Annotated in this window: 16 protein-coding genes; 1 reads left to right on the top strand and 15 read right to left on the bottom strand. The window is 48.7% G+C overall.

Features of this window, described 5'->3' with window-relative positions; all coding sequences use genetic code 11:
• The 4 genes from ftsE to B0F88_RS16110 all read right to left on the bottom strand — a co-directional run bounded on the left by ftsE (nucleotide 1) and on the right by B0F88_RS16110 (nucleotide 4,344).
• Nucleotides 1-657 carry a cell division ATP-binding protein FtsE gene (gene ftsE, locus B0F88_RS16125; RefSeq protein WP_104424961.1) on the bottom strand — a complete coding sequence of 219 codons (657 nt, stop codon included), beginning with the start codon at nucleotides 655-657 and terminating at the stop codon, nucleotides 1-3.
• Nucleotides 658-1,017: 360 nt separating this feature from the next.
• On the bottom strand, nucleotides 1,018-3,033 hold the full coding sequence (gene ftsY, locus B0F88_RS16120) for a signal recognition particle-docking protein FtsY (RefSeq protein ID WP_104424982.1): 2,016 nt from the start codon (nucleotides 3,031-3,033) through the stop codon (nucleotides 1,018-1,020).
• Nucleotides 3,034-3,044: 11 nt separating this feature from the next.
• A complete protein-coding gene (locus B0F88_RS16115) occupies nucleotides 3,045-3,641 on the bottom strand; it encodes a hypothetical protein (protein WP_104424960.1) in 597 nt (198 codons plus the stop codon).
• Nucleotides 3,622-4,344 carry an SURF1 family protein gene (locus B0F88_RS16110; protein WP_104424959.1) on the bottom strand — a complete coding sequence of 241 codons (723 nt, stop codon included), beginning with the start codon at nucleotides 4,342-4,344 and terminating at the stop codon, nucleotides 3,622-3,624. The genes B0F88_RS16115 and B0F88_RS16110 overlap by 20 nt, the downstream gene beginning before the upstream one ends.
• A gap of 104 nt (nucleotides 4,345-4,448) precedes the next feature.
• On the opposite strand from B0F88_RS16110, the gene B0F88_RS16105 reads away from it, so the two are divergent.
• Nucleotides 4,449-4,703, top strand: a complete 255-nt coding sequence (locus B0F88_RS16105; RefSeq protein WP_104424958.1) for a twin transmembrane helix small protein — start codon at nucleotides 4,449-4,451, stop codon at nucleotides 4,701-4,703.
• A 74-nt stretch (nucleotides 4,704-4,777) separates the two neighbouring features.
• Here B0F88_RS16105 and B0F88_RS16100 read toward each other — a convergent pair whose 3' ends face one another.
• From B0F88_RS16100 to bioB, 11 genes are all read right to left on the bottom strand, one after another.
• Nucleotides 4,778-5,641, bottom strand: a complete 864-nt coding sequence (locus B0F88_RS16100) for a cytochrome c oxidase subunit 3 (protein WP_104424957.1) — start codon at nucleotides 5,639-5,641, stop codon at nucleotides 4,778-4,780.
• Between the two features lie 12 nt (nucleotides 5,642-5,653).
• On the bottom strand, nucleotides 5,654-6,196 hold the full coding sequence (locus B0F88_RS16095) for a cytochrome c oxidase assembly protein (RefSeq protein ID WP_104424956.1): 543 nt from the start codon (nucleotides 6,194-6,196) through the stop codon (nucleotides 5,654-5,656).
• Nucleotides 6,197-6,354: 158 nt separating this feature from the next.
• Nucleotides 6,355-7,968, bottom strand: a complete 1,614-nt coding sequence (ctaD, locus tag B0F88_RS16090) for a cytochrome c oxidase subunit I (RefSeq protein ID WP_104424955.1) — start codon at nucleotides 7,966-7,968, stop codon at nucleotides 6,355-6,357.
• A gap of 65 nt (nucleotides 7,969-8,033) precedes the next feature.
• Nucleotides 8,034-9,179, bottom strand: coding sequence for a cytochrome c oxidase subunit II (gene coxB, locus B0F88_RS16085; RefSeq protein WP_104424954.1), 1,146 nt, complete (start codon nucleotides 9,177-9,179; stop codon nucleotides 8,034-8,036).
• Between the two features lie 243 nt (nucleotides 9,180-9,422).
• Nucleotides 9,423-9,821 carry a bacteriohemerythrin gene (locus B0F88_RS16080; RefSeq protein ID WP_104424981.1) on the bottom strand — a complete coding sequence of 133 codons (399 nt, stop codon included), beginning with the start codon at nucleotides 9,819-9,821 and terminating at the stop codon, nucleotides 9,423-9,425.
• Nucleotides 9,822-9,995: 174 nt separating this feature from the next.
• On the bottom strand, nucleotides 9,996-11,849 hold the full coding sequence (locus B0F88_RS16075; protein ID WP_104424953.1) for a hypothetical protein: 1,854 nt from the start codon (nucleotides 11,847-11,849) through the stop codon (nucleotides 9,996-9,998).
• Nucleotides 11,850-11,977: 128 nt separating this feature from the next.
• The gene (gene bioD / locus B0F88_RS16070) at nucleotides 11,978-12,637 is read right to left on the bottom strand and encodes a dethiobiotin synthase (protein ID WP_104424952.1); all 660 of its coding nucleotides are present in this window, start codon (nucleotides 12,635-12,637) and stop codon (nucleotides 11,978-11,980) included.
• On the bottom strand, nucleotides 12,637-13,410 hold the full coding sequence (gene bioC / locus B0F88_RS16065; protein WP_104424951.1) for a malonyl-ACP O-methyltransferase BioC: 774 nt from the start codon (nucleotides 13,408-13,410) through the stop codon (nucleotides 12,637-12,639). The genes bioD and bioC overlap by 1 nt, the downstream gene beginning before the upstream one ends.
• Nucleotides 13,410-14,186 carry a pimeloyl-ACP methyl ester esterase BioH gene (bioH, locus tag B0F88_RS16060; protein ID WP_104424950.1) on the bottom strand — a complete coding sequence of 259 codons (777 nt, stop codon included), beginning with the start codon at nucleotides 14,184-14,186 and terminating at the stop codon, nucleotides 13,410-13,412. Before bioH ends, bioC begins: the two co-directional genes overlap by 1 nt.
• A complete protein-coding gene (gene bioF, locus B0F88_RS16055; RefSeq protein WP_104424949.1) occupies nucleotides 14,183-15,352 on the bottom strand; it encodes an 8-amino-7-oxononanoate synthase in 1,170 nt (389 codons plus the stop codon). The genes bioH and bioF overlap by 4 nt, the downstream gene beginning before the upstream one ends.
• Nucleotides 15,353-15,456: 104 nt before the next feature.
• Nucleotides 15,457-16,425 carry a biotin synthase BioB gene (gene bioB / locus B0F88_RS16050; RefSeq protein ID WP_104424948.1) on the bottom strand — a complete coding sequence of 323 codons (969 nt, stop codon included), beginning with the start codon at nucleotides 16,423-16,425 and terminating at the stop codon, nucleotides 15,457-15,459.
• Nucleotides 16,426-16,467: the final 42 nt, after the last annotated feature.

Genomic DNA, 16,467 nt, shown 5'->3' with positions numbered 1-16,467 from the left:
TTAACTCGCAACCAGTTGACCGTGATCCAGCTTTAAGATCCGATGATTCATTTGAGCAATCAATGAAATATCATGCGAGGCAATCAATATGGTGACGCCGACCTGCTGAAACTGCTCGAACAAATGCATGATTTCGGCGGACAGCTCCGGGTCAAGGTTCCCGGTCGGCTCATCGGCCACAATCAACGGCGGCTTATTAACCACTGCGCGGGCAATCCCGACCCGCTGCTGTTCACCACCGGACAAGACTAGCGGATATTTTTTTTCTTTGCCCAGAAGGCCGACTTTATCCAATGATGCCCGTACCCGCCGGGAGACTTCATGGTGCCCGTAACCGGCTATCACCAGCGGCAATGCCACATTATCGAAAACCGTTCTGTCCTGCAGCAGTTTGTAATCCTGAAAAATCAGGCCTACTTTCCTGCGTATATAAGGAACCTGCCTGTCCTTGGCTTGGTTGAGATTCTCGCCGTCCAATAAAACCCGGCCCCGGGTGCAACGCTCGATGACCGCAATTAATTTCAATAACGTGCTTTTTCCCGCCCCTGAATGCCCCGTCAAAAAAGCCATTTCACCACGCTCCAGATGAAAACTGACATTGCGTAATACATCGCCGGCTCCAGGGTACCTCATACTGACATTATCGAACTTTAACATAGGTTTTTTGCATTATTCAGCAGTTAAAACAATAGAACACGGATGCCAAAAGTAGGCGCCTCCAGGCGACACGGATTTGACTGATAATCACTGATAAACTTGAACTTCTTGATAAAAATATATTATTGCCCACTATTCAGCCGTTATAAAAATGGCCTATAGCCACCTAAGGAAGCGCTGAATAAATTGATTTCGCTTGTGGTTCGACAAGCTCACCACGAACAAAATCAAAAACTTACCGTTCATCCTGAGCTTGTCGAAGGATTAAATCGGCGCTTACCTAAGAACGACCTTTAAAATCCGTGCGGATCCGTTTCATCAGCGTCATTCGTGTTCTATTATAGAATCAAGTTACGGGTTTTAGTCTTTGACAAACAATGCATCTACAAAAGCATCCGCATCAAAATCCTGCAGATCATCAATTCCTTCGCCTATCCCTATAAAACGGATCGGAATTCCGAACTGTTTGGCCAGCGCAAAAATAACGCCGCCTTTTGCGGTGCCGTCAAGTTTGGTCAGCGCCAAGCCGGTCAAGGCAACGGTCTCATTGAACAATCTTGCTTGCGACAGCGCGTTTTGCCCGGTGCCGGCATCCAAGACCAGCAATACTTCATGCGGCGCCGTTTCATCCAACTTGCTGATAATCCGCTTTACTTTCTTCAACTCGTCCATCAGGTTGGATTTCGTATGCAGGCGGCCAGCCGTATCGGCAATCAACACATCGATGCCTTTAGCTTGTGCGGACTGTACGCCGTCATAAATCACGGATGCCGAATCGGCCCCGGTATGCTGAGCCACCACATGGATATTATTGCGCTCGCCCCAGGTTTGCAATTGCTCGACCGCCGCCGCCCTGAACGTATCTCCGGCGGCCAGCATGACGCTATGGCCCTGTGCCTGCAATCGTTTGGCCAGTTTGCCGATAGTGGTGGTTTTGCCCGCGCCATTGACGCCGACGACCAGAATAACAAAAGGTTTGTCCTGCTTGGGGATATGCAGGGGTTTATTACAGGGCTGGAGCATACTCCGTAATTCCTGCTTTAAGGCTGCCGTTAACGCCTCGCCATCATTAAGCTGGTGCCTTTCAACACTCTCGGTCAAGCGCTTGATGATTTCGGTGGTCGCGTCCACGCCTATGTCGGCCATTAACAAGCTGGCTTCAATGGCTTCCAGCAAATCTTCGTCAATTTCTTTCTGGCCTAACGGAATCTGGGCCAATACCCCGCTAAGCCCGGAGCGGGTGCGCTTCAGCTGCGATTTAAGCCGCAGGTATAACGACTCGGGTTCTGTTACAGGATATGCTTCCTCCGCTTCGGCAACCGCACCTTCCGGTTGCAGCTCAATTTCTACGGCGGGCTTTGGCATTTCAACATAAGCGTACCGGCAGTAAAAACCGATAGCGATTAACGGCAGCATCAGCAATGCTGAAAAAGCGTTATGCGCGACCGCCGCCCACAAAGGCATCCCGAATTTGACGCCGATAACGCCGGAACCGATCTGTAGCAACAGCAACACGCTCAATCCCAAACCGGCTCTTCTTACCGGTCTCGGATGATGCGCCGATGTTGCGCTCAGCATCACCAACGTGAGCACGATAAAACAAACCAACGCACCGACCCTGTGCAGCCAGTTCGCGGCAACCTGCGCATCGAATGCGATAACGCCGGTATAACCCGAGCTTAATCCGCTGAATAAGTCCAGCGCAGTCCGATAGTCGGCTTTAGGCCACCACGAGCCATTACACGCCGGAAAATCCGAACAGGCTAAAGCGGCGTAATTGGTACTGACCCAGCCGCCCAAAACAATCTCTAAAAACAACACCAACATTGCCAACCTGACAAACAAGGCTAAACCGTTCCTTCGCAAAGCTAACGGCGAAACTTTCGGATTAACCCGCAAATACAGCCAGAACAGCAGCCATAGAGTCATCATCCCCAGCAGCAAATGCCCGGTCACAACAATCGGCATAACGTGAAACTTTACGGCCCACATGCCCAAGGCCGCCTGCAATCCTATCAAAACCGCCAGCATCGATGCGGCTGTTACGACCACCGGACGACTTTGTTGTTCGCGCCACGACAGCAAGGCCAGCAATAAAACGACCACGCCTAAGAGCGCGGCCAGATAACGATGCCCCATCTCCTTCCAGACTTTTGCAATATCGGGCGTCTGACCGGGGAAAGCCTCCGCCGCCTGCGCGATAAAATCAGCATGATCGCTAACCCCGCCCTGAGCGAAGTCGAAGGGGATAGCCTGCCCATAGCATCCGGGCCAATCAGGACAACCCAGCCCTGCCCCGGATAAGCGGACGTATGAACCTACAACGATAACTATTAAAGCTAAAAGAACGCCAAAGAGAGTTATTTTTCTAAACATTTTATTTTCCACTATCCTATTTGTGAAATTCGCAAAAGATGCATAAGATCGCTCTTTACGCTGTAGGGATCGAAACCCGGCTCGTACTGCATCATTAAGTTACCCAGCGGATCCATTAACAGCAGCATCCCGTCAGGAATATCGCCTTGCCTGATTTCGGCAATTTTCTTGATGACGGCGTCATTGGCTTTAACCCTTAACAAGGTATCGTCACCCGCCCACCATTTGCCCGCCGTTTCCGGCGCAACATCCTTTAACAGCAGGACTATACGGCGGGTACGGGTCAATTCTTTATTCAACATCAGCCGCAACTGTTTGGTTTTATGCATGGCTTCGAGGCATGTTTCATTGCACTCGCCGGTCGGAATGATATTTACCAACAACCAGTGGCCGGGAAGCTCGGACATATTATCAGTTGAAAACGGATCAAAACCGCTTAGGTCTTTGCGTTCGGTTGTCAGCGGCGGCGTAATTAACTGCCCATTGTTGGTTCGCCCGTTTACCAGCTGCGGATTCTCTTTTAGTCCCCACGCTATCAAAAACGGAATGATAGACATGCCAAAAATAACCAGGATTAATATATGATTTTTATTCTTTTGATTCTGCATCGTATTTTTTAAAGCTGTACCAAATAAATAGTATCGTTAGTGTCAATGCCAGCGCAAACCACTGAATTGCATAGGCCGTATGTTGTTCGGGCTGCATGATGGCCGGCGTCTGCCATTCCCGTTTAAATCCATCAGGCAAATTTTTAGCCAGTTCGATCTGGAATGGGAGCAACGAATAGCCCAATTTTTTAGCCAGAACATGACTATCGACCACCTGCACCACCGATGGCCAACCCTCTGTTGGGATTTCCGCTCCCGCTAATTTTATACCAACGCTGGGAAAATGATTAATCCGCCCGGCAATAATGGCTTGGGCCTGATTAATCTGCAAGTCAGGAAGCACCGAGCGATCATGATTTAAAGGAATCCAACCCCTATTCACCAAAACCGCCTTGGTTTCCCCGGTCAACACAAACGGCGTCAACACAAAATAGCCGGCTTTCCCGCCGCTGATTTGGTTGTCTATCAAAAACTGATGGGCGACATCGTAACGCCCTGTAACTTCAACCTGCCTGTACCTTAATGTATCGGCGTTATTTTCAATGCCTTCGGACAAATGCAATGTTTCAGTTGCGCCCGCCTGTTTCTGCAACTCAAGTAATGCCCGTTTCTGTTCTGATCGGTCTAATTGCCACATTCCCAACCCGATCAACACCGGCAACAGGCACAAATAAGCTAATGTTGGAATTATTTTAAACTTCATCAATGAGCGTCCGACTGGATCATGCTTTTTTTATTTATCCTATTGGCACAAGAACCTAAATAACCGAGAATACAGAAACCTTAGCCATCAGCATAATTACATTCATGATTATAAAAAGCATCGTTATTATCGCCTTTATCCTGATAATTATCAGTCTAGGCTCCGCGCTATTTCATCTGGTTAAACACAAGACCGAAGAACAATCCGAAAAAACGGTCAAAGCGCTGACTTTTCGTATTGCGCTTTCAATCGTGTTGTTCATCTTCATTTTTATAGCTTTTGCAACCGGCATGTTCAAGCCGCATGGCTTGGGTGCTCGGATGCACTCGCAAAATCAAGCGCCGGCCGCTCCTAAATAAAAACATCCCCAACCATTTCGACAAAAAAAAAGCGCTGTCTGTTAGGCAGCGCTTTTTTAGTATGGCTGTTTAGATTAAATCACATAAACAAATACAAACAGTCCCAACCATACCACGTCAACAAAATGCCAATACCAAGCCGCAGCTTCAAAAGCAAAATGATTTTCCGGTTGGAAATGGCCTTTCCAGCTGCGAAACAAAACAACGCTCAGAATGATAGCGCCTACGCAAACGTGAAAACCGTGAAAACCGGTCAGCATGAAAAAAGTAGAACCATAAATGCCTGAGCCCAGCGTCAAACCCATCTCGGTATAAGCTTCATGATACTCAGATGCCTGGAGTGCAACAAACAAGAGCCCTAAACCGACAGTAGCGGCCAAACCTTTAATTAGCTGATCTCGGTTTTTTGCAAGCAAGCCATGATGAGCCCAAGTGCAAGAAACGCCGCTAGTCAACAGAATTAAGGTATTCAAAAAAGGCAAGCCCCATGCGCCCATAGGCTCAAACTCGCCGCCGACTTTACCAGGGCCATTGGTCGGCCAGACCGCTTCGAAAGACGGCCACAATAGTTCTTTAGTTGCAGCTCCTGTGCCTTCTCCGCCCAGCCAGGGTACCGACAAATTACGTGTATACCAAAGCGTGCCGAAAAAAACGGCAAAAAACATGATTTCCGAAAAGATAAACCACATCATGCCCATACGGTAGGAAATGCCTACCTGCGTACTGTACATGCCTGATTCGCTTTCCCCGGCCTGCAATGTAAACCAACCGGCCAGCATGACAATAAACACAGCCAAGCCCAGCGCCATCCAGGCGGTACCGGCCGATGAGCCATTTAAATAATTTGCAAATCCAGCCAGCATCATCACCAAACCACCAGTTCCAACGACCGGCCAAGTGGCTTTATGCGGAATGTAATACTCGTTACTTGTAGACATAGCCTTCCTCTCTCATTTTACTGATGTTTCAGTATTATCAAAAAATGTATATGCAAGTGTAATTGTTTTATATTGCTCAGGTAATTCAGGATTAACAACAAAACGCACCGGCATAATCCTGCCTTCTCGCGCCTTAAATGTCTGTTCTGAAAAGCAAAAACACTCTGTTTTTTTAAAAAATTCAGCGGCCGCTCCGGGAGAAATACTTGGAATTGCCCGAGCAACCATTACTTTATCGGTCTTATTTTCCGCATAAAAATTCACCGTATAATATTCGCCTGGATGAACTTTCAGTTTTTTGGCTTCTGAACGGAATTCCATCGGAGTGTCCTCATTCAGCGCCGTCATAAACTCTACGGTAACTTCTCTGTTTTTATCAACTTCGTAGCTGACTTCCTTAACAGCGGACGATTCAACTTTGCCGTTGAGTCCGGTTACTTCACACAAAACGTCATAAAGCGGAACCAGGGCGTAGCCAAAGCCAAACATTCCCAGCACCACAAACACCAATATCCGAACTAACTTAGCGTTTTTTTTCTTGGTGCTTTCGCTCATTGGGAAACGGCTCTTATCACTGCAAAAACATAAATAATGACGGCAACCGCGACCAATACCACTGCGGTCAAAATATTTTTCTGTTTGGTATTCATTATTTCACCTGATACGTTATCTAAGCAGGTTGCTTTATTTAAAGCAACCTGGAATGCAACAGCCTAGATATGTTCAGTAGGTATTACCGTGGGTGGCGTAGTAAAAGTATGGTATGGAGGGGGCGACGGCAAAGTCCACTCCAAGCTATGCTTGGCAGCATCTTCCCATACTTCATCAGTTACCTTTTCGCCTGTTCCGCCTTTGATTGTATCGATAACAATGTATAGGAACAACAACTGGCTGGCGCCGAATATAAAACCGCCAATACTGGAAATCATATTCCAATCCGCAAATTGCACCGCATAATCAGGAATTCTGCGCGGCATACCGGCAAGCCCCAAGAAATGCTGTGGAAAGAACAGGATGTTTACCGATACCACAGACAACCAGAAGTGCAGCTGACCGATTCTTTCGTCATACATATGCCCGGTCCATTTAGGCAACCAAAAATAGCCGGCAGCCATCAATATAAAAACAGAGGCGGGAACCAGCGTGTAATGGAAATGGGCGACAATAAAGTAAGTATCGTGATATTGAAAATCAGACGGCGCAACAGACATCATCAAACCGGTGAATCCACCCATTGTAAATAAAACGACGAAAGCAATACTAAACAGCATCGGCGTTTCAAAAGTCATCGCCCCTTTCCACATGGTCGCGGTCCAGTTGAAAACCTTAACGCCGGTAGGAATCGCAATCAGCATGGTTGCATACATGAAGTACAACTCACCTGCTATCGGCATACCCACTGTAAACATGTGGTGAGCCCAGACGATAAACGACAAAAATGCAATTGCAGCCGTCGCATAAACCATTGAGCTGTAGCCAAACAAAGGCTTACGAGCAAACACAGGGATAATGGTAGAAGCCACGCCGAAAGTGGGCAGAATCATTACATAAACTTCGGGATGACCAAAAAACCAGAAAATGTGTTGATAAAGAACCGGGTCACCGCCGCCAGCCGCATCAAAAAAGCTGGTGTGAAAAAACTTGTCTGTTAACAGCATAGTCACCGCACCCGCAAACACAGGCATGATTGCGATTAACAGGAAAGCGGTAATCAACCAGGTCCAAACAAACATCGGCATTTTCATTAAAGTCATGCCGGGGGCACGCATATTGAAAATAGTGGCGATAATGTTGATCGCACCCATGATTGACGAGATACCCAGCAAATGCACCGAGAAAATCGCAAAAGGCAAGGCCTTACCGGTTTGCAATACCAAGGGCGGATACAAAGTCCATCCGCCGGCAGGTGCGCCGCCTTCCATGAACAAGGTGCTGGCCAGCAATAAAACACCGGCAACCAGCAACCAGAAGCTCATGTTGTTCATGCGCGGTAACGCCATATCAGGAGCGCCAATCATCATTGGAATCATCCAGTTGGCCAAACCGACGAAAGCAGGCATAACTGCGCCAAACACCATGACCAACGCGTGCATGGTGGTCATTGAATTAAAGAACTGGGGATTAACAAACTGCATACCCGGCTCAAACAATTCGGCGCGAATAATCATTGCCATGGTGCCGCCGACAAAGAACATCGCCAGAGCAAACAACAAATATAATGTGCCAATATCTTTATGATTGGTGGTAATAACCCATCTTAACAGCCCCTTAGCAGGACCATGATCATGCTCATGATGATCATCATGTTCAGCGACTACAGCAGACATATTTCATACCTCTTGAATATATAAAAAAGATTAGATCGATAAGAACGCAATGACTTATTCATTTTTTAATCTGCCGCCGGTGATGCCGATTGCAGAGTCTGGATAGCTGAAGGCTGAATAGAATCACCCACTGAATTACCCAGACCATTACGGGTATATGCTACTACTGCAGCGAAATCGACAGCGCTTAACATTTTTCCGAAAGCCGGCATCATGCCTTTTCCGTTCAACATCAGCTTGACCTGAGCGTTAATGTCGCCTGTTACTACCGGACTTGCCTTTATAGCTGGAAAAGTACCCGGCAAACCTGCGCCATCCGCCATGTGACATGAGGAACAGTTGGTGTCGTAAACAGCTTTACCTTTAGCAACCAACTCTTCAGTTGTCCATTGCTTGCTGGCCGAACCGGCTTCAGCCGCCATAGCCGCTTTTTGCTGCTCCACCCAGGCGTTGTAGTCAGGTTCGTCCATTGCAATGACGACAATCGGCATAAAGCCATGATCTTTACCGCAAAGCTCGGTACATTGACCACGGTAAGTCCCCGGTTCGTCTACAGACGTCCATGATTCGTTAATAAAACCGGGATTGGTATCTTTTTTCCAGCCCAGGTCGGGAACCCACCATGAATGGATTACGTCTTTCGAGGTGAATACGAAACGAATTTTCTTTTTAGTCGGAATAACTAGCGGTTTATCAACATTCAACAAGTAATTAGGAACCGACCTGGGATCAAGACCCGAACCGACTTGACGTACCTTGTTGCTGGCTTCATCCAGGCTACTGAAAAAATGAATGCCGTTATCAAGATATTCATATTCCCACTTCCATTGATGTCCGGTTACCTTAATAGACATTTCGGATGCTTGCACATCATCCAGTTCCATCATGGCTTTTGTGGCTGGAATAGCCATGCCAACCAGGATCAAAGTCGGGATAATCGTCCAAATGATTTCAACGGTCGTATTTTCATGAAACTGCGCCGCTTGATGTCCTCTTGATTTACGGTGATGGTAAATCGAGTAGAACATCGTTCCGAACACGCCGATGCCTATGAATACACAAATCCATAGAATCAGCATATGCAGGTCATAAATGTCATGACTGACCTTTGTAACCCCTTTCATTAAATTGAGCGTATATTCCGCCTGTGCTGTTCCTAGGCCCAAAGCCATTAAGATCAGACCTGCGAACAGTTGCTTTGCTTTCTTCACGGAGCAGCCTCCTCGTTAGTAGTTATAAACTCTTGTATGCGTTATATCGTTTCGTAATTTCAGGGCATGGGATGGCCGACCCTTTTCCATTTACGTAATAATTATCACAAATAATCTTTTCGATTTTACCCTATGAGGGCAATCTATACCAGATGTCCTTTTCCTGATTTTATGTGTTGCAAAGAAAAGGCTTGTGAATCAATGTAACTCACAAGCCTTTTGTTTTTTAGCGTTGAAATTCGATCAGCTGTTTAACGCATCGGCATAAGCCATATCGAAGTTAGGAATGTGATTATCCAACCACCCTTTAACCAATTGACCGACGCTTTCGTCAACTTCCGCTTGGCCTGCATGAAATTTTGCCTGAAGACCACCGCAAATACCTACCAAGGCGTCATGCTCTTCCTTGTGGCGTTCATAGCCTGCATAGCCCTTTGCCTGCATTTCTCTTTCTTCATGGGCAAAATGATCCACTACATATGAAATAAGATCGTCTAATTGCGCACCGATTGCAGAGCGCTCTGCGCCGCCTGTTGCCAAGTCATACAGCTTATTAAGTTTATCAAACAAGATTTGGTGTTCCTGATCCGCAAAGCCGACATTTGTACCGTACTGACCGGCTGTCCAAGTAATTAAAGCCATAATATTTCTCCTGATGTTTTTATTATTGATATATACCGCAAAAATATTATGGATTATATCCGCCGCCAAATCCATCTTTAATTTTTGTTATAAATCAACTTTTTCCAGGATTATCAAAAATCTATTTCCTGCTAATTTCGGCGCGAAGCGAGCTATATCAGAATACTTTCAACGTTAGTGCAGCTTTGCCAGAAACGCCGGATCCACTCGGCAGCCGCCAATCTCCGGCCGATCCAGCAAATTCTGTTCAAAATCCCGGTAAGTCGATAACTGAAATGCAATACGCGTAATCTTGCCGCCGGAAAATTCAAATTCCATCGCACCGCCTTTAACGCGCGGACTGCCTTCTTTTGTAGTGAACAACAAAATCCCCGCATTGCCGGCAAATTTTCCCAGCCCATCGGGAGCCGGGCGCGCACAACTGAGTTCGCTTATTAATAACCCTGAAAAGACTTGCGCTAATTGGCCGGCGCTGACGATAACCCCCTCACCGGGAATGGCTGCCTGAGAAGGCGCTGCCGCAACAGGTCCAGCCGGAGCAGAAGCATCCACTGGAGGCGCTGCCACCACAGGAGGATTCAATAACAATTCCAGGCCGAAATCACCTAAATGGTTTTGCAGCAACACACTGCCGTCGCCATTTTTCGCCGTAGCCAGCAAAGGGAACAGTTGCTGCTCCATTTCCACCTTGTTTGGGTTTTTCAGCACCGCGACCAACTGCCGTTCAATCGACTTAAGCGGCGTGAACAGTTGCTCTTTTTTCTGGCTCGCCTCACCCATCTGATCCCAATCGGACTGCGTATTAACCGGCAAACCCATCGCTTTCATGACCGCATAGTCATCAGGTGCCAGACAGTTAGCAAAGTTTTTGCTGCGATAACCTTCCAAAACCTTGGGCCGCATTTCTTCACTCAACGTTTTTTGCCGGCTGACATTGTAATTATTCCAATCGCCATTCTTAGCCAGAAAATAGTAAATCACCGCGTTGCGATCAAATTTATTAAAGCCCAAATCTTTCAGCACCAGCTTCAATTTCCGGCAATTGCCTTCGACGTCCTGGTAATTATTCCAGTCAGGCTTTAGATTCGGTTTTGCCGGATGTTTCGATTGCTCGATCAGCTGTTGAAGATTGATTTCCCCGGCCGCTGATTTCATCGGCGAATAGCCTATTTCTTCGAACGACAAATCGCGCGCGTCCGGGATGCCGTCGGCAGTCGTCTTTAATAACAAAGAAGGCAGAATTTCCGGATAAATCTTCAGTTCGCCCAGTTGCTTGGTATCCGATCCAAACAGATTCATCCCGCCTTCCGCCACATCAAAAACCTTAAACATCGTCTGATTCAGCGTTCCGGTCTTACCCGAATAAGCCGTGGCGACAGGCAGCGAATGCGACTCCGAGCTATGTTTGGCCGATTGATGGGTCGCAGGCGTTGTTACTTCCGCTTGCTGATTGCTCTTTACCCATTGCCCGGCAACCTGCCCCATGATTGCAACCCCCATGCCGACGCCTGTCAACGCCAATAAATTGCCGGCCGCATTCACATCATTGACCAGGCTTGACACGTCCACATCGCTGTTAGCGTTAGTGTAAAAATTATAATCGACCAAGGTTTCCTTGCCTGAATCCAGGCGTATCCAGGGCGTCAGGTAAAGTTTTTTAGCATCGAAGGTAAAATTGCATTTGCCTGTTGTCGCCTGATACAAAAAGCCGGTCGCTTCACGGCTGAATTTAAGCGCCTCGTTACGCACGTTATAAATAAGGGCGGCCGATAAATCGCCTTTCCCATAAGACGGCGTCATATTAGTACAGCCGCCTTTTAATACGTTGTCACCTTTAAAATCGAACTCCGAAATCAACCGTACATAATAGTCGTCGCCATCAATAGCTTGAAAGCCTTGCAACGGTTGAAACTGGCTGGCCTGGGTTGACGGGTGATCAACCACAATTTGCCGGGTTGTTGTACATCCCGACAACAGCGTACCGGCAACTAAAATGAATTTTACGGATGAGATAGTGCGAATCGACATGCATTAACCTTGCGCCGTCAGATAACGGCGAATCAAACTGAAAAAAAATCAAAATAATAGGGCTTTATCAAAGACTTTGTCATGCTTTATTTTGCCAAGCCAGCGGCAAAAGCATCACAAATACACAGTTACATCTTCAATTGTTCGGCGAAAAAATCAAAGTCAGCGACTTCCCTATAGGGCAACACACCCAACAAAGGCGCATCCACCGTGCTTTTTATGGTTTGGATATTCTGGTCGCCGCCTAACAATTCCGGCTCTGTACAGACTGCGATCCAGCCGACACAGTTCACGCCTGACTGCGCGACCGCCTGATAAGTCAGTCTTGCATGATTGATACAGCCGAGCCTGATAGCGACAACCATAATAACCGGCAGAGCCAGCAATTTTGCCAAATCGCTGATAGTTTCGCGCTCATTTAAAGGCGCATACCAGCCTCCGGCGCCTTCGACGACAATGATGTCGGCCAGGGTTTTCAATGTCTCGAACCCGGCTGCCAACTGACCCAGCTTAACCGGATTATTTACACCTGCAATGTGCGGCGAAACCGGCAGCTCGTAGGCGTAAGGATTGATCAAGTCATAGTCGATCGGCAATGACGCATTTGCTTGTATCAGCAACGCATCTTCATTTTTCAGCCGCCCTCCCTGTATTAAACAGCCTGAAGCAACCGGCTTCATGCCCGCAACCGATTTCCCTTGGCTTTTAAAATAACGCATCAGCGCAATCGTCGCCCAGGTCTTGCCGACATTGGTGTCGGTACCGGTTATAAAATACCCTTTTTCCATTAGCTTGCCGTAACCATAATGACCTCGAAAGTCGCCGGAATCAGTTCGCCGGTTCGATGCCGCTCGTAAGCCGCAACCATCCGCTGCATCTGCGCCTTGGTAGTGATACTTTTGTTACGCCCGGCAAGCACATTATGCGCGCCGATATGTTTCAACTCCTTCATCAACGTCAAAACCGAATCGTAGTTTGATATATAAACATTGGTTTCAACTACTATCTCTGTATAACCCGCCAGCTGAAGAAAACGTCTTAGCCGCCGCTCACTGTAAAAGTCATTAACATGATTAAAATCGTCGGCTTCCGCCCACGCCGCTTTTAATTCCTGTAGCGTTTGCGGGCCGAATATCGAGAAAACAAGGCGTCCGCCCGGTTTCAATACCCGCTTAATATCGGCAAAAACGCCTTCCAGATTGACGCACCACTGCAACGCGAGATTGGAAAACACGCCGTCGACAACGTGTCCGGCGAGCGGCAATTGTTCGGCATCGGCGCATACATAGCCGACATTGGCCGTATCGATGAGTTTTGTTCGCGTCACCTGCAACATCGGCAACGCAATATCCAAGGCGATAATAGGCCTTGTACGCGCCAACAGCCCGGCGGTTAAAAAACCGGTGCCGCAACCCAAATCCAACAAAGTTCCGGCCGGATTCTCTTTATCGACACTGTCCAGCAGCACCTTACCGACACTGCGCTGCAAGTCGGCAACGCCGTCATAAGTCACCGAGGCCGCAGCAAACGACTGCCTGATTTTGGCTTTATCTAAATACATTATTCATCCATAAATCGGGAAATAATCGCCGCCGTTTCCGAGCCGTGCGACAAAAACGGCACATGCCCTGCCCTGTCGATAATATTCAATTCCAGACTCGGCAATAACCGCCGCATTTTTTGACCTACGGCTACAGGAACTAAGGTGTCCAGGCCGCCCAACACGACCGAAACAGGGACGCTCAATCCTGATAAAACCGGCCTCAAGTCTGCCTGTTTAAGTATATCCAAGCCTCCCTGCAAAGTGGCTTGATCCGGCGCATCGCATTCGAATACGGCTGTTTTAAGCGCCTTCAAAAGCGCTTTCCGATCCGGCATGCCGTTGACCTGCAAGGATAAAAAACGCAGCAAGGTCGCCTGACAGTCATTATTCAAATGCTCGGCAAAATCATCCAGTAACCGGGCATCCATGCCCGGCCATGCTTGCGTTCCCAAGCCGGAGCTTGGGAACAAGGGATTCCCCGCCAGCAAGATCAGTGCAGATACCCGCTCAGGATAACGACCGGCTATATCCAGCACCACCGTCGCGCCCAACGACCAGCCCAGCCAACAACTCTTCTCGGGAACCACTTTAATCAACTCTGCGCCAACCCGTTCCAGCGTAAACGGATCAATTACTTCGCTACGCCCGTGCCCCGGCAAATCGACACAGGTCACCCGGTAATGCTGTGCCAATTGCCGGGCAAACTCCCGCCAGATACCGGTATGCATCGCCCAGCCATGCACCAGCACTATGGGCTTGCCTTGCCCGAACGTTTCCAAATGGATTTTTGTCACTTGCTGCCTGCAATTGCTTCGGCTAACGCGTCCAACAACCGGTCGACATGCTGCTCTTCATGCAAAGCTGAAAAAGTCACCCGCAGCCTGGCACTGCCTTGAGGCACCGTAGGCGGACGAATCGCGCTGACCAGAAAACCGGCAGCCAATAAAGCATTGCTGATGTCTACGGCCCGCTGACTGCCGCCTATTAAAATAGGCTGAATAGCCGACGATGACGGCATCAATGTTATGCCCAACTGCTCTGCACCCAGTCTGAACCGCTCGGACAGTTGTCTAAGCTTGTCCCTGCGCCAGTTTTCCGCGATCACAATTTTCAAACTGGCCCGCGTCGCCTCGGCAACCGCCGCCGGTAACGCGGTGGTATAAATATAAGCGCGGGCTTTCTGGATCAAGGTTTCGATCAGCAGCTCGGAACCCGCGACGAACGCGCCGAAAGTGCCCAAGCCTTTGCCTAAAGTTCCCATCAACACCGGCACGCCGTCCTGACCCAAGCCGTAATGTTCGAGAATCCCGCCTCCATGTTCGCCGATCACACCCAGCCCGTGCGCATCGTCAACCATCAGCCAGGCATCATGTTTTTTTGCGGCAACAGTCAATTCGTCCAGCGGCGCAAAATCCCCATCCATGCTGAATACGCCATCGGTCACGATCAGCTTGCGGCCCAAGGTTTTGTCCAGGTTTGCGCCAAGATCGACTGCGTCAGCATGGGCATAGCGCTTAAATCGTGCGCCGGACAACAATCCGCCGTCCAGCAAAGAGGCATGGTTTAACCGGTCTTCAAACACCGCATCGCCGCGGCCCAACAACGCCGAGATCACGCCGATGTTTGCCATGTAACCGGTGGAAAACAACAATGCCCGGTCGCGGCCGGTAAATGCCGCCAACTCTTCTTCCAACACATGATGAGCCGCACTGTGTCCGCAGATTAAATGCGCCGAACCGCTGCCGACGCCGTATTTATCCGCCCCGGCTTTAAACGCGTTGACCACATCGGGATGATTGGCCAGCCCCAGATAATCATTGCTGCAAAAATTGACGATATGCCTGCCGTCAATTTCCAGGTTAATGCCTTGAGGCGATGCTATGACCCGCCTGGAACGATACAAGCCTTGCCGGGCAATATCGTCTAGGCTGGTTGTTAATTGTGAGAATGGAGGTGTCATAAAAATCGGTAATATTCACCACGAAGAATGAAATATAAAACTTCGTGTCCTTCGTGTCTTCGTGGTGAATAATTTTTTGACTGGCAACAGGATGATTTAATTCATCAAGCGTAACTTGAACCGCCGGAATGCACACCCAAGCGGTCAAACAACGCCAAATCACGGTTAGTCATCGGGTTATCGGTGGTCAATAACTTGTCGCCGTAAAAAATCGAGTTGGCTCCGGCCAGAAAGCACAGCGCCTGCATTTCATCGCTCATATTATTGCGCCCTGCGGACAAGCGCACCCGCGACTTGGGCATCATGATTCTGGCAACCGCTATGGTTCGGATAAAGATGATCGGGTCCAGCGATTCGGTACCCATCAGCGGAGTGCCTTCAACCTGCACCAGCATATTGACCGGCACGCTTTCAGGGTGCTTGGGCAGGTTTGCCAGTTCGATCAACAGATTGGCGCGATCGACATCGCTTTCGCCCATGCCGACGATGCCGCCGCAACAGACGTTAATCCCGGCATCCCTGACCCGCGCCAGTGTGTCCAGTCGGTCCTGGTAAGTCCGCGTGGTGATGACTTCGGAATAATAGTCTTCCGACGTATCCAAGTTGTGATTGTAATAGTCCAGGCCGCCCTCTTTTAGCCTGATCGTTTGGGCATCGGTCAGCATGCCCAAGGTTACGCAGGTTTCCAGGCCTAAGGCCTTAACGCCCTGAACCATTTCCACCACCCGCTCCACGTCCCTGTCTTTAGGCTGACGCCAGGCCGCGCCCATGCAAAAACGCGATGCGCCTTGGTCTTTGGCAAGCTGCGCCGCCTGCAAAACCTTATCGACCGGCATTAACGCCTCGGGCGTCAAATCGGAATCATAACGGGCGCTTTGCGGACAATAGCCGCAATCTTCGGAACAGGAGCCGGTTTTGATACTCAACAAGCTGCTGATCTGAACTTCATTAGGATCGAAATTCTCACGGTGTACGGTTTGCGCCTTAAAAATCAAGTCATTAAAAGGCAACGCATAAAGCGCTTGCACTTCATCCAATTGCCAGTCATGGCGAATTGCAGGGTTTGCAGACATTCTGTTAAGCTCCGGTTACGGTAATATTTAAACAAAGACAAT

The organism is Methylobacter tundripaludum, assembly GCF_002934365.1.
GTDB lineage: Bacteria > Pseudomonadota > Gammaproteobacteria > Methylococcales > Methylomonadaceae > Methylobacter_A > Methylobacter_A tundripaludum_A.
The sequence above is the reverse complement of the archived record's forward strand: the minus strand, read 5'-3'. Positions and strand labels throughout refer to the sequence as shown.